15 protein-coding genes are annotated in these 13,782 nt (G+C 53.0%); 9 read left to right on the top strand and 6 right to left on the bottom strand.

What is annotated here, in order from left to right; all coding sequences use genetic code 11:
• Window positions 1–81 precede the first annotated feature (81 nt).
• Complete coding sequence (locus CWE23_RS13360) at window positions 82–1,173, top strand: tRNA nucleotidyltransferase/poly(A) polymerase-related protein (RefSeq protein WP_126820506.1); 1,092 nt, start codon at window positions 82–84, stop codon at window positions 1,171–1,173.
• Here CWE23_RS13360 and folK read toward each other — a convergent pair.
• Window positions 1,162–1,656 (bottom strand): 2-amino-4-hydroxy-6-hydroxymethyldihydropteridine diphosphokinase, encoded by a 495-nt coding sequence (folK, locus tag CWE23_RS13355; protein ID WP_126820505.1) that lies wholly within the window; start codon window positions 1,654–1,656, stop codon window positions 1,162–1,164. The genes CWE23_RS13360 and folK overlap by 12 nt on opposite strands.
• A 15-nt stretch (window positions 1,657–1,671) precedes the next feature.
• Window positions 1,672–2,055: a dihydroneopterin aldolase gene (folB, locus tag CWE23_RS13350; RefSeq protein ID WP_126820504.1), complete on the bottom strand. Its 384-nt coding sequence runs from the start codon at window positions 2,053–2,055 to the stop codon at window positions 1,672–1,674.
• A gap of 96 nt (window positions 2,056–2,151) precedes the next feature.
• Between folB and plsY the strand changes: the two genes are divergently transcribed.
• Window positions 2,152–2,745, top strand: coding sequence for a glycerol-3-phosphate 1-O-acyltransferase PlsY (gene plsY / locus CWE23_RS13345; RefSeq protein WP_105307008.1), 594 nt, complete (start codon window positions 2,152–2,154; stop codon window positions 2,743–2,745).
• 1 nt (window position 2,746) lies between these two features.
• On the opposite strand, the gene tsaD is transcribed toward plsY, so the two are convergent.
• Complete coding sequence (gene tsaD, locus CWE23_RS13340; protein WP_126820503.1) at window positions 2,747–3,772, bottom strand: tRNA (adenosine(37)-N6)-threonylcarbamoyltransferase complex transferase subunit TsaD; 1,026 nt, start codon at window positions 3,770–3,772, stop codon at window positions 2,747–2,749.
• Between the two features lie 119 nt (window positions 3,773–3,891).
• On the opposite strand from tsaD, the gene CWE23_RS13335 reads away from it, so the two are divergent.
• Window positions 3,892–5,472, top strand: a complete 1,581-nt coding sequence (locus CWE23_RS13335; protein WP_105307010.1) for an amidase — start codon at window positions 3,892–3,894, stop codon at window positions 5,470–5,472.
• On the opposite strand, the gene CWE23_RS13330 is transcribed toward CWE23_RS13335, so the two are convergent.
• Both CWE23_RS13330 and CWE23_RS13325 read right to left on the bottom strand, forming a co-directional pair.
• Complete coding sequence (locus tag CWE23_RS13330) at window positions 5,469–6,500, bottom strand: metallophosphoesterase family protein (RefSeq protein WP_126820502.1); 1,032 nt, start codon at window positions 6,498–6,500, stop codon at window positions 5,469–5,471. The two genes, CWE23_RS13335 and CWE23_RS13330, sit on opposite strands and share 4 nt — an antisense overlap.
• Window positions 6,500–7,534, bottom strand: coding sequence for a type IV pilus twitching motility protein PilT (locus CWE23_RS13325; protein ID WP_126820501.1), 1,035 nt, complete (start codon window positions 7,532–7,534; stop codon window positions 6,500–6,502). The genes CWE23_RS13330 and CWE23_RS13325 overlap by 1 nt, the downstream gene beginning before the upstream one ends.
• Window positions 7,535–7,565: 31 nt before the next feature.
• Here CWE23_RS13325 and CWE23_RS13320 point away from each other — a divergent pair, with 31 nt between their 5' ends.
• The 4 genes from CWE23_RS13320 to CWE23_RS13305 are packed head-to-tail and all read left to right on the top strand — an operon-like array spanning window position 7,566 to window position 10,083.
• Window positions 7,566–8,273, top strand: coding sequence for a YggS family pyridoxal phosphate-dependent enzyme (locus CWE23_RS13320; RefSeq protein ID WP_126820500.1), 708 nt, complete (start codon window positions 7,566–7,568; stop codon window positions 8,271–8,273).
• A gap of 2 nt (window positions 8,274–8,275) precedes the next feature.
• On the top strand, window positions 8,276–9,100 hold the full coding sequence (gene proC / locus CWE23_RS13315; RefSeq protein WP_105307014.1) for a pyrroline-5-carboxylate reductase: 825 nt from the start codon (window positions 8,276–8,278) through the stop codon (window positions 9,098–9,100).
• Between the two features lie 8 nt (window positions 9,101–9,108).
• Window positions 9,109–9,636: a YggT family protein gene (locus CWE23_RS13310; RefSeq protein ID WP_105307015.1), complete on the top strand. Its 528-nt coding sequence runs from the start codon at window positions 9,109–9,111 to the stop codon at window positions 9,634–9,636.
• A gap of 12 nt (window positions 9,637–9,648) precedes the next feature.
• Window positions 9,649–10,083, top strand: a complete 435-nt coding sequence (locus CWE23_RS13305; RefSeq protein WP_241970654.1) for a DUF4426 domain-containing protein — start codon at window positions 9,649–9,651, stop codon at window positions 10,081–10,083.
• 8 nt (window positions 10,084–10,091) lie between these two features.
• Here CWE23_RS13305 and CWE23_RS13300 read toward each other — a convergent pair whose 3' ends face one another.
• Window positions 10,092–11,819, bottom strand: coding sequence for a potassium/proton antiporter (locus CWE23_RS13300; protein WP_126820499.1), 1,728 nt, complete (start codon window positions 11,817–11,819; stop codon window positions 10,092–10,094).
• A gap of 79 nt (window positions 11,820–11,898) precedes the next feature.
• On the opposite strand from CWE23_RS13300, the gene rdgB reads away from it, so the two are divergent.
• Entirely contained in the window at window positions 11,899–12,519 is a 621-nt protein-coding gene (gene rdgB, locus CWE23_RS13295; protein ID WP_126820532.1) for an RdgB/HAM1 family non-canonical purine NTP pyrophosphatase, read from the top strand.
• On the top strand, window positions 12,512–13,663 hold the full coding sequence (hemW, locus tag CWE23_RS13290) for a radical SAM family heme chaperone HemW (protein ID WP_126820498.1): 1,152 nt from the start codon (window positions 12,512–12,514) through the stop codon (window positions 13,661–13,663). Before rdgB ends, hemW begins: the two co-directional genes overlap by 8 nt.
• Window positions 13,664–13,782 lie beyond the last annotated feature (119 nt).

The raw sequence follows: 13,782 nt of genomic DNA, 5'->3' as shown, positions 1-13,782 counted from the left end.
ATTTTTTGTTGTCAGTGTAACGACTCACTTGCAGTTGGGCTAGTGATTCGACAAGATCAGGAAAAAAACACAGGAGTTAGCGTGAAAACCTATTTAGTCGGTGGCGCGGTGCGCGATAAATTACTCGGTATTGAACCGCTCGAACACGACTGGGTCGTTGTCGGCGCCAGCGCCGAAGAAATGGAACGACAAGGTTTCCAACAAGTAGGGAAAGACTTTCCCGTGTTTTTGCACCCACAAACTCAGGAAGAGTATGCCCTAGCCAGAACCGAACGCAAAGCCGGAAAAGGCTATAAAGGTTTTACGGTAAACGCTGACCGCTCCGTCACACTGGAGCAGGATCTCAGTCGCCGCGATCTCACCATTAACGCCATTGCCGAGGATCCTGACGGCAACCTGATTGATCCGTTCGGCGGCCAACGTGATATCCGGCAGCGGTTGCTGCGACACGTTTCCGATGCCTTTGTCGAAGATCCATTAAGGGTGTTGCGCATTGCACGTTTCTGGGCTCGGTTTGCTCACCTGGGTTTTCAGGTTGCCGACGAGACGCTTGCGCTGCTTGCGCAGATGGTTGCCTCCGGAGAGCTCCAACACCTAACTCCGGAACGGGTATGGAAAGAATGGGAGAAAGCACTGGCAACGCAGGCGCCGGACAAATTTCTGCAATTGTTGGTAACGCTCAACGCAGAAAAGCAGGTGTTTCCCGAGTTGCAGATTACTCAGCAGGTACTGCAACATCAACGCCAAGTTTCTGCGCTAACCAAGGATACTATTTTGCGCTTTGCCAGCCTATTTATCAGCCAGCCACAACGCTTCGATGTTGCTGCTTTTTGCCGCCGGCTGGCCGTACCCAACCGCTACAAAGAGGCCGCGCAACTGGCTCAGGCGCAGCAAGTGCTGTTACTGCAAACCGATACCATCAGCAGTGAGCAGTATTTTAATCTGCTCGGTGAGTTGGACTACTGGCGCCGACCAGAGCGACTCAATCAATGGTTGATGTTAAAAACCGCGTTACAGCCGGGCATACCCCAACAACGAGTACGGCAAGCGGCCGCTACTGCGGCAACCGTGACGGCACAGGAATTGTTGCAACAGGGGTTTACGGGCAAAGCGCTCGGTGAAGCGCTGACCCGACGTCGCCGGCAAGTTTTTCTCGAACAGCTAGAACGGTAGCCAGCGCTCGTCGGTCAACGGCGCTAATTGTTGTTGTCCCTGATATTCACGCCATAGCTGAGCATAGGTTTTATGCACCAACGGATGTTTACGATTCGGAGCGATGTCGGCGAGCGGCCAGAGTACGAATGCGTTTTCAAGAATTTCCGCACGCGGTAGCTGCGGATGCTCAGCGTTCAGCTCATCATCATAAAGCAGCATATCAATGTCGAGAGAGCGCGGGCTGTACTTAGGACTGTTCGGTGAACGTCCATTGCGCTCTTCGATGTCTTTGCAGCACTGCCAGACCTGCTGTATGGAACAGTCGGTACGGACTTCAACCACCAAATTATAGAAATCGGAGCCGGCAAAACCCACCGCGCGACTCTCGAACACCCGCGAACGCTGACGCCACTCAAATTGCTCTGCTAATGCGATAACGCCACTGAGAATGTGTTGTTCGCGGTCGATATTGGAACCTACCCCTAAAAATACGGTTGCCATAAACGACTCAGAACCTCAACCAAAGGGGCTGTCAAATTGACGCCGGCTAATGCTCACGGCAACATTGGCCGCGCTTGGGACAGCGCCGGGCTTACTGACTTTGACCTCAACTTCGCGCACGCCAAATTGCTGTAGCACCAGTTGAGCGATCCCTTCAGCTACGGTCTCGATCAGTTGCCGCGGTTTTTGCTGGACCCACGCAGTAACGGCTTCTGTCACTTTGGCATAGTCCAGCGCCTGCTCAATATCGTCTTTTTGCGCTGCAGCCTGGATATCCCATGCCATTGCCAAATCAATCAGCAGACGCTGAGTCTGTTGTTGTTCCCACTCATAGACACCAATAACTGTATCTATTTGCAATCCTTCAATATGAACCCAATCAAGATCGGATGCTGACATGCTAATCCACCATTGGTATTTCAATGTAAAAGCGCTTATTCTAAAAGTCGCTGAATTCATTGCAGTCTACACCAAACATTTAGAGAATCGTACCCTATGACCGCACTGACCCTGCTGATGATCTTGGTTGCCTACTTACTGGGCTCAATCAGTAGCGCCGTTCTCATTTGCAAACTCTGGGGCTTACCAGACCCGCGCAAGCAAGGCTCGGGCAATCCCGGAGCAACCAACGTCTACCGCATTGGTGGCAAGGTGCCCGCCTTTCTGACGCTCTGGTTTGATGTGTTAAAGGGGATGGTACCGGTGTGGGGTTCGTACTTTCTCGGCATTGAACCTTTCTTTCTGGGGATTATTGCGGTGGCCGCCTGCCTAGGCCATATTTTCCCGCTGTATTTCAATTTTCGCGGCGGAAAAGCCGTTGCCACCGCATTAGGAGCGATGTTTCCGGTCGCCTGGGAAATGGCATTGCTGCTGATCGCCACCTGGTTGCTGGTGTTTAAAATTAGCCGGGTATCATCACTCGCGGCGCTGATTACTGTATGCCTGGCGCCATTTTATGCTTATTGGATAAAGCCCCAATACACCATTCCAGTGATAATGATTTCCGTATTGATCGTATGGCGCCATCAGGCCAATATTCTGCGCCTCAGCAGTGGTGCTGAGGCGCCGTTTAAACGGCGCCGGGATTGAGCTAACCAACAGCCTTCATCGGTGACAAATCGGTCATTGGCCAGCGTGGAAAGGTTTTGATCGCCAACGGTTGCCGCTCTCCGGCCTGCAAGCGTAACGCGCCGGCCAGGGCGATCATGGCACCGTTATCAGTACAAAACTCGGTACGCGGATAGAAAACCTCCCCCTTTAGTTTTTTCATTAATGCGGCCAGCTGTTCACGCAAGTGTTTGTTTGCGCTGACACCGCCGGCAATCACCAGTCGTTTATAACCGGTTTGCTCAAGTGCACGGCGACACTTTATCACCAAGGTATCAACAACCGCATCCTCGAAAGCCCGGGCAATATCAGCCAGTGTCTGTTGTTCATGATCACTGGCAGCCAGCGTGTTCGCCGTAAACGTCTTTAAGCCACTAAAAGAAAAGTCCAGCCCCGGGCGATCCGTCATCGGCCGTGGGAAACGATACAGACCACTGCGCCCCTGCTCGGCCAATTTTGCCAATCGTGGTCCGCCCGGATAATCAAGCCCCATCAGTTTGGCCGTTTTGTCAAAAGCTTCACCGGCGGCATCATCAATGGATTCACCCAGCAAGGCATAGTCGCCTATGCCTTTCACCTGCACCAACTGTGTGTGTCCGCCGGACACCAACAAGGCGACAAACGGAAACTGCGGCTGGTTATCTTCCAGCATCGGCGCCAGCAAATGGCCTTCCATATGATGCACACCGACGGCCGGTAATTGCCATCCATAGGCCAGACTGCGACCAATACAGCTCCCCACCAACAACGCGCCCACCAAGCCGGGTCCCATGGTATAGGCAACCCCATCCAGTTGCGCAGGGGTTAATTGTGCTTGTTCCAACGCCGCATTAATCAATGGCAGCGTTTTTCGCACATGATCTCGTGAGGCCAGTTCCGGCACCACGCCGCCATAGTCTGCGTGCAGTTTTACTTGAGAATACAGCTGATGAGCCAGCAGGCCCTGCTCGGTGTCGTAAATCGCAATACCGGTTTCATCGCAGGAAGTTTCAATGCCTAATACTCGCATAGGGTTCGCGCTCTGTTGCAGTTAACGTAATCAGGCGACAGTTTACCGTATTTTTTATCGTCAATCTGCCCAAACTGTGTCAGTTTATGGCAAACAAAAATAACCAGAAGGACATTTCCATGAAGACAACGACGTCAACGCTCAAATCCCTGTTTCTGGCCAGTGCCATTGCACTCTCGCTGAGTGCCTGCCAGACAACCGACTCGACGCAGCCGGAACCCTTTGCCTATCAGCAGGCTTCGGTTGCCGATCTGCAACGCGCGATGCAAGACGGCGAACTCAGTGCCGAGCAGCTCGTACACTACTATTTGGACCGTATTGCACGACATAATACCAAGGGTTTTGAGTTGCGCGCTGTCATCAGCGTCAATGAACAGGCGCTGGCAGATGCCCGTCGTCTTGATGCCGAACGCGAAGCGGGTAAACTGCGTGGGCCTCTGCATGGTATCCCGGTATTACTGAAAGATAACATCGACACAGCTGACGGCATGCCCAATACCGCAGGTTCCGTTCTGTTCGCCAATAACTTTCCGGCCGATGATGCTTTCCTAGTTGAGGAGCTGCGCGCCGAGGGCGCTATTATTCTTGGCAAAGCGAACCTCAGCGAATGGGCCAACTTCCGCTCAACGCGTTCCAGCTCCGGCTGGAGTGGCGCTGGCGGCCAGGCCGTGAACCCCTATGATGCAACTCGCTCTACCTGCGGTTCGAGTGCCGGTTCGGCCAGCGCCGTGGCGGCCGACTTTACCGCATTAGCGGTAGGCACCGAAACGGACGGTTCGTTAGTGTGCCCCGCAGCGGTCAACGGTATCGTTACCATCAAACCGACGCTTGGTCTGATCAGCCGTGACGGCATTATCCCTATTGCCCACAGTCAGGACACGGCAGGGCCGATGGCGCGCACCGTAACCGGAGCTACCCTGATGCTGCAGGCAATGGCTGAGTATGATGCCAATGACACTGCTGGTTATGCGGCCAACAGCGACTTTACCAGCCACTTAAAAGCCGATGGCTTAACCGGCAAACGCATCGGTGTGGTGCGTAACCTGATGGGCTATAACGAGTTGCTCGATCAGCAGTTCGAGCAACAACTGGACGTTTTACGGGCGCAGGGAGCCGAACTGGTGGATGTTCGCATGCCAACCTATGGTCAATATGGTGGCGATGAATTTACGGTTCTGTTACACGAGTTTAAGTACGACCTGGAAAGCTACCTCGCCAGTAGCGACCTGCCCTACAAAACGCTGGATGATCTGATAGCAGCCAATCAACAGGCCGCCGATCAGGAGCTGATTTATTTCGGCCAGGAACTGTTTGAAATGGCAGCGGCCAAGTCGGAAGCGGATCAGGAGGAGTACGAAAAGGCGTTAGCCAACAGCAAACGCCTGGCCGGTAAAGAAGGCATCGATGCGATGTTGACCGAGCACAACCTCGACCTGTTAGTGGCACCGACCACGTCACCGGCCTGGAAGATTGATCGTGTCAATGGCGATAACTACTCCGGCTCGGCAAGTTCTCCCGCGGCGGTAGCCGGTTATCCACACATCACCGTACCGATGGGCTTTGTACAAATTGGTGAAGAACCCGCGTTACCCGTGGGAATGAGCTTTTTCAGCACGGCACGTGCCGAACCGGTGTTGATCGAGGCGGCCTTTGCTTATGAACAAGCCAGTCAACAACGGCGCGCTCCGCAACTGGACTAATTAGGAAGCGTTAGCGTTTGTTCAAGCAGCGCCCGGCCATCGACGTCGCGTAGCGACAAAATGAGTTCGGGCGTTTGCTGCCAACGCACTTCAATTTGACCATAACGGGCGTTTTCCTGCGCCTTCCCCTGTCGTTCGTTGTAAGCATAGGGCGGGTTACTTTCCGCTGACAAGTAACCGGACGTTACCTGCCATAACGGATACTCCAGTATCCCGTCAACTTTTACCAGTTCACCGAAGCCCCTGTCGCCGACCGCCAGCACCAAACCGTTTGGCTGTACCTCTTGTAACAACTGCTGCAGACGCTGCTGTTCCTGTGCGTACATGGCCCAACTGTCGTAGCCATTGAGCGGAGCAAAAAAAGGCGTTGCACTCATCAATACCCGCACTTCCGCGGGTTTTTGCAATTGTTCGCGCAGCCACTGCCATTGCTCATCTCCCAGCAAACGACCGCCGGGGCTGGCCTGATAAGGCCCGAGGTTATCGTCAAAAGAACGCTTAAGCCGTTCAAACCAGCCAACCCTGCTCAGCGCATCCCGGTTCCAGCGACCATCCAATAGAATCACCTGCACCCGTTGTGGCGCGTCGCCAAAAATGACCGCCTTGGCGATACCATGCTGTTGAAACATTCGCGGCGAACTGATGGGTTCGCGCCAAAAGGTCAGAAAGTGGTTGCGTACGGCGTACTTGAGCGGATTATTTGCGCCACTATAACCGTCAATTTGGTAATCCATACGATTCCACACGGCCATCACGGCCGACTGTCGACGCAGTAAACGAGGCCCGCGAAAGCGGTTTAGCACCTCATAGGCTTCCAGCATGTCATCCATGTCACCCGCGTCAACATCGACCGTATCTCCTAAAAAAACAAACACTTCAGGATCAGCCAGATTCAGGGCATCAAAGACCTCTTGGCGCTCGCTATGATCCATACAACAACCAAAGGCCACCCGGGTTGACTGTTGGGCGGCAACATTCGACGCAACCGTTACCGTCAATAGAACGCCCAGCAGTAGTCGCAATACCATCAAAACTCCTCTTTATTGACCGCGCAGCGACGCGCTTCCTGTGCTTCTATATCGCCCCGGGCAAGCAATTTCTTTAATGCTTGATCGAGGGTTTGCATACCACGTTCCCCACCGGTCTGAATGGCCGAGTACATCTGCGCGACTTTGTCTTCCCGGATTAGGTTTTTAATGGCGGAGTTGCTGAGCATGATTTCATGCGCCGCTACCCGGCCGCCCCCAACACGTTTCAGCAGCGTCTGCGAAATGACCGCGCGCAAAGATTCCGACAGCATCGAACGCACCATCGGTTTGTCGTCCCCCGGGAACACATCAATGATACGATCGATGGTCTTTGGGGCTGAAGTGGTATGCAACGTCCCCAAGACCAGATGCCCGGTTTCTGCGGCCGTCATTGCCAACCGGATGGTTTCCAGATCTCGCATCTCGCCGACCAGGATCACATCCGGGTCTTCCCTCAAGGCTGAGCGCAAAGCGGCTTCAAACGAACGCGTGTCCCGATGAACTTCCCGCTGGCTGACCAAGCTTCGTTGATTCTCGTGCACAAATTCAATGGGGTCTTCAATGGTTAGGATGTGATCCGAACGTGTGCGATTAATATAATCTACCATCGCAGCCAGCGTGGTGGACTTACCCGACCCTGTCGGTCCGGTAACCAATACCAGTCCACGGGGAGCATCGACAATATCTTTGAAAATTGCCGGAGCTTCCAATTCATCCAGCGTTGTCACTTGGTTCGGAATCATCCGAAACGCAGCGGCAATGCCTTTTCGCTGCGTAAACACGTTGACCCGGAAGCGGGCGATATCGTCCAGCGTAAACGAAAAATCGCATTCAAAGCGCTGTTCATACTCTTGCTGCTGTGGCTCGGGCATGATCTTATATAACATGCGTTTTAACTCAGCAGCTTCGTGTACCGGTTGATTCAGCGGGCGCATATCACCATCTACCCGTATCATCGGCACACTGCCCGAGGATAAATGTAAATCCGAAGCGGATTGCTTCATACTAAAGGCTAATAAGTCAGTAACATCCATAACGACTCTCATGTGCTAAAGGACAATCAATGTGACTAAGGTAGCAGAGAATAATAGCCAAACCATAGCAAAAAACCTGGCGACAGTACGTGAACAACTGCACGATTTGGCGGCCGAGTCGAGCTATGTCAATGAGGTGCAACTGGTCGCGGTCAGTAAACGCCACCCTATCGAAGCGGTTCAGGCAGCGGCCGCCGCCGGACAGCGTGATTTTGGTGAAAACTACGTGCAGGAAGGCGTCGCCAAAATTAACGCGCTTGCTGAGCTATCACTGACCTGGCATTTCATCGGCCCGTTACAATCCAATAAGACCCGTGACGTGGCTGAGCACTTTGACTGGGTACAAAGTGTTGAGCGTGAAAAAATTGCGCGCCGGCTGAATGACCAACGTCCCGCGCATAAGCCACCGCTGAATGTGTTATTACAGGTTAATATTGACGACGACGATAATAAGTCCGGTCTGGCACCGGCGCAGGTAATGGCATTAGCCAAGTTTGTCGACGCCTGCGAGCGGCTGCAGTTACGCGGTTTAATGACCATCTTAAAAGCCGGTACCGAGCCGACGCAACAACGCGAGAGTTTTGCCCGCATGCGGTCGTTATTTGAACAGCTCCAGCAAACCTTTGGGGCCTCCGTTGACACGCTTTCCATGGGAATGAGCGGCGATATGCGACAAGCGGTGCTTGAGGGTGCTAACATGGTACGTATTGGAACTGCAATTTTTGGACAACGGGAGTGATAATGAACGATATCCGTAACATCGCCTTTATTGGTGCAGGTAACATGACGCAAAGCATTGTTGGCGGTATGTGTAAAAGTGGCTACCCAGCGAACAACGTGTGGGTCAGTAACCCCAGCGCCGGTAAATTGGAAAAAATGAAATCGGAATTGGGCGTTAACACCAGTCACGACAATCTAGAAGTCGTCAACGCCGCCGATGTCGTGGTGTTGTCGGTAAAACCCCAGTTGATGGCTGACGTTTGTGCTCACCTGAAAGAAAATATTTCAAATCTGGCTGATAAACTGATCATCACCATTGCCGCCGGTATCCGTATGCCCAAGTACCGTCAATACCTCGGCGATGACATTACTATTATTAGAGTGATGCCCAATACCCCATCGTTGGTCGGCCAAGGCATGTCCGGATTGGTCGCAGAAGATAGCGTCAGCGATACCGACAAAAGCTACGTCACTGAGGTGTTTAACGGCGTGGGCGATACGCTTTGGGTAGCTGATGAAGATCAGCTGGATATACTTGGCGCCGTTGCCGGTAGCGGTCCGGCTTACTTTTTCGAATTTATGGACAGCCTCGCCAAAGGCGCGGTCGAACTGGGCTTTGATCCGGAGAAAGCGCGCGCCATGGTGCAACAAACCTGCTTAGGGGCTGCGCAAATGGCAAAAGAAAGCGACTTATCGCTGGAAGACCTGCGTAAACAAGTCACCAGTAAAGGCGGCTCAACCGCGAAAGGGGTTGAAGTTTATCAACAACGTCACTTGCACGAGATTTCTGCTGACGCTGTCAAAGCGGCGGTTAAGCGTAATCAAGAAATGGCTAAGTTGTTTTAGGAGCGGACATGAACGACGCGTTAACGTTTTTAGTTGCCACCCTTATCGATCTGTATTTGATCGTCATTTTACTGCGGGTGTGGATGCAACTGGTCAAGGCGGACTACTACAACCCCGTCAGCCAGTTTGTCGTTAAAGCGACCCAGCCGGTGGTCGGTATTCTGCGCAAGGCGATTCCCTCAGCGGGTCGCCTTGACACAGCGAGCTTGGTGTTTGCGATCATTATCGGTGTGCTAAAAGCGGCGGCATTATTCTCATTGAATGGCTACGGTGTACCGCTGTTACCGGTGATCATTCAGGGGATTCTGTTTACCGTCAGCAGCTTACTGTCGATGTTATTCTGGATCCTCATTATTCGTGCGATCCTAAGCTGGTTCTCGCAGGGCTATAATCCGATGGAAGCCATGCTGCATCAGTTGACAGAGCCCTTGTTAGCACCGGTTAGACGGATTATCCCACCGCTTGGCGGGCTTGACCTGTCGGTGCTGGTGGTGATTATCGTGTTGCAGTTTTTACGAATCTTGATTGGCGTATAAGGAGCAATAGCGATGTCTGGCGTTATCTTAAGAGTGCTTAGTGGTTTGTTATTAGCGGCCGTTTCTGTCGTGGCTGTAGCAGAGCAGAAACAGCAAATCGGTCAATGGGACGTGCATTACAGTGCCTTTAACTCAACCTTTCTGACGCCAGAAATCGCCGCGCAGTACGGTATTACCCGCAGCGATAAACGTGGCTTGGTGAATATTTCGGTGCTGCACAGCGACACTCAAAGCGCGGTTCGTGCCAAGCCCGAAGGCTACGTCAGTAATCCACGCGGCGGTGTGCAGAACCTGGAGTTTCAGGAAATAACCGAAGGTGACGCCATTTATTATCTGGCCAGTTTTCAGTTTGGCGATGAAGAAGTTATGCGCTTTACCCTTCGTTTTCCTGACAGTAAAAACGCCGGTGAAACGCTCACGTTCGAGCAGCAATTTTATCAAGAGTGAGCCGCGGCTCACTCTTTTGCTTTAATCCCCAGCGATTTAACCTCACCCAGTTCATCAATTTCACGCACAGTAAGCACCACATCCCCAACCGTTATCATGTCCCCGATAACCACGCGCCGGTGAAATTTTTCGGTGAAGTAGTCTTTGAGCATTTTTCCCATCAGCGTATCGTCAACATTACCCAGCGGATAAACCGATGACAGCTCGGTAAAGGTTAGATCGCCGCGTAACGAGAAATCGCCGAAGAAGCCTTTGTCATTCACTTTCAGACCGCGCCCGCCAGATGCCAAAATTCGACTGACCTCATCGATATCACGAGCCGTTGCCGCAACCAACAGATCATCCCCTTCCTCTACCACCGGTTTGGTTTCCGGTTGAATCCATTCACCATCCCGCACCAGACCAACAAAGGTCGCCGGAGCGGTTAGCTTCAACTCACTCCAACTGTGATCACAGGCCGGCGAGTCCTTATCAATACGGTACAACCAGACTTCCAGCGCTTCTTTTGACGGTACCGAAGACAATGGCATGCGTTGTTGCGGTTGTGGCCGCTTGGGCACTTCGAGGTTCAACCAGCGAGCCAGCGGCGCAATGGTCCAGCCTTGGATCAGCAACGAAACCATCACCACCACAAAGGCAATGTCGAAATAAAGCTCCTGTTGTTCAACACCGCTTAGCCAGGGGAACAATGCCAGAATAATTGGCACCGCACCGCGCAGCCCAACCCAGCTCATAAATACCTGTTCGCGCCAGGGGAACGAAAACGGTAACAAGCTGATGAGCACCGCTATCGGACGCGCGACAAAGATCAGTGCAAACGCAATACCTAAGGCGACCGGCAAGTACTCCAGCAAATGTGAGGGGGTGACCAGCAGGCCCAGGATCAGGAACATGGTAATTTGCGCCAGCCAGGCCAGCCCGTCTTGCACATGCAGAATGTGCACCAGTTGCGGCAGCCGTGCATTACCGATCACAAAGCCCATCAAATAGACCGCCAGAAATCCACTGCCCTGCAGGGTCGCGGTGGTGGCAAACACCAATACCGCGCTTGCCACCGCCAATAACGGAAAAAAAGTAAAACTTAACGGCAGCTTACGCGCCGCAATAATAAACAGCCGGCCACCCAACCAGCCGAATAATAAGCCACCAACAAGTTGCCATATCACTTCGGCCAACATCAGGTACCAGACGTCAAAGCGACCACTGGCAACCGCTGCGGTCATCGTCAGCGTCAGGATGACCGCCATCGGATCGTTGGTACCGGACTCGATCTCCAGTGTAGCCCCGACCCGTTCCTTAATTTGCAGTCCCTGCGACTGAAAAATACCAAACACCGCGGCAGCATCCGTCGAGCTGAGAATGGCTCCGATCAATAACGCCGCCGGCCACGGCAGACCAAACCAAAATACGGCGGCGCAGGCAACCAAGGTGCAGGTTAGTGCAACCCCTACCGTTGCCAGGCTTATCGCTGGCCACAGTGCCACCCGGAAGCGTTGCGGATTGGTGCGCATCCCCCCATCAAAGAGGATAATCACCAACGCGGTCGAACCGATGAAAAACGCCATATCAGGATCGTCGAAGTCAAGGCCGATAATGCCGTCCGTGCCGGCGAGCATTCCAATGATAAGGAAGGTCAGTAAAATCGGCGCGCCGAGGCGGTTTGACAGAACGCTCGCAAGAATACTGATCACCAACAGCAAGCCACAAATCAATAACAGTGTATTGGCAGTATCCAAACCAGTATCTCCTTGCTCGTTCCGACGAATCCTCGGTCATGTTATCATGCAATTCAAATTGAGTGATGAATTTAACACTATGCAAAATACCCGCAAAGAAATCGTTCTGGCTACCGGAAACCAAGGGAAAGTCAAAGAGTTACAGGCCATGTTGGCGGACCATCCGACCACCAGCAACTGGCGTATCAGAGCGCAGTCCGAATGGCACTTTGAAGAAGCTGAGGAAACCGGCCTGGCGTTTGTCGAAAATGCCATCATAAAAGCGCGCCATGCGTGTGAACATACCGGTCTACCCGCGATTGCTGATGACTCAGGTCTGGCGGTCGCGGCGCTCAACGGCGCTCCCGGGGTATTCTCGGCACGTTTCGCGGGGGCCGGCTGCAGTGACGCCGATAACATCGACAAGCTATTAACCGAATTACGGGATGTTGCCCCCGAACAACGACAGGCGACCTTCCATTGTGTCTTGGTATACCTGCAACACGCCGCCGACCCAACCCCGTTGATTTGTCATGGCCAATGGCATGGTTCAATCCTGGAAAGCCCGCGGGGAGAAGGCGGCTTTGGCTACGATCCCATTTTTTGGGTAGCACAGGAGCAAGCCTCTGCGGCCGAATTGCCGCGCGAGCGCAAACAGCAGTTGAGCCACCGTGGTAAAGCCTTAGCCCAATTATTGGAACAGTTGACCCAACATGCCTAAAGCGTCTCTTGAACTGCCAGAATTATCGCTTTACGTACACATCCCCTGGTGTATACAGAAGTGTCCGTATTGCGATTTTAATTCGCATAAATTAACCGGGAACATTCCGGAACAGGCTTATATTGGCCGCTTACTGGATGACTTGAAAGCGGACAGTGAATGGGTTCAGGGGCGTGACATCCACTCCATTTTTATCGGCGGAGGCACCCCGAGTGTGATGACCGCCAGCGCTATTCAGCGCCTGTTGGACGGCATCCGCGCGCAATTAACCTTGGCCGAAGGCTGTGAAATCACGCTGGAAGCAAACCCGGGCACCTTTGAAACAGAAAAGTTTGATGACTTTGTCCGCGCTGGTGTCACCCGCTTGTCGATTGGCATTCAGAGCCTCCAGCACCACCAGTTGCAGGCTTTAGGTCGCATTCATGACCCGCAGCAGGCGAGAGCCGCCGCCGCACACGCTGGCGTCTTGCCGTTAACCAGTTTTAACCTGGATTTAATGCATGGCCTGCCGGACCAATCGCTGGCGATGGCGCTCGATGACCTTAAACAAGTCATCGAGCTTAACCCGCCGCATATTTCCTGGTACCAACTGACCATTGAGCCAAACACGCTGTTCGCCAGCAAGCCTCCGCAATTGCCGGACGATGACACACTATGGGATATTTATCTGCAGGGTCATCAATTATTGCAAGCCGCCGGCTATCAGCAATACGAAGTCAGTGCCTATGCAAAACCTGGCCATCAGAGCCGCCATAATCGTAATTATTGGCGCTACGGGGACTACTTAGGGATCGGCTGCGGGGCGCACAGTAAGGTGACTCTAGCCGATCGAAATACCATTTTACGCTGCGAGAAAGTCAAACACCCGCAGGGTTACCTCGACTTAACCCGTAACCCACGCTATCAGCTTACAGAAATTACACCGGAAGAACGGTATTTTGAGTTTTTCATGAATCAATTACGACTACTTGAGCCGGTATCCAAGCATCGCTTTGAACAAACCACGGGGCTTAGCGCCGACGCAGCCTCCGCTAAACTCCAACCTGCGATCAGCAATCAATGGCTGGTTGAATCAGACAGTCACTGGCAACTTACTGCCAGCGGTCACCGCTACCTCAACAGCGTGCTGGAGACCCTGCTATAGCCTTATACCTAAAGGTTGGCCGCCACGTGAATACGCGAGGTAGAATTCGAGGGGGCTAAGCCAGGAATGTTGGAGGCCATGGATGGCCGGAAACAAGCCCTCACGGATGTGCTCATGGC

The organism is Idiomarina aquatica (assembly GCF_003987185.1).
Lineage (GTDB): Bacteria > Pseudomonadota > Gammaproteobacteria > Enterobacterales > Alteromonadaceae > Idiomarina > Idiomarina aquatica.
The sequence above is the reverse complement of the archived record's forward strand: the minus strand, read 5'-3'. Positions and strand labels throughout refer to the sequence as shown.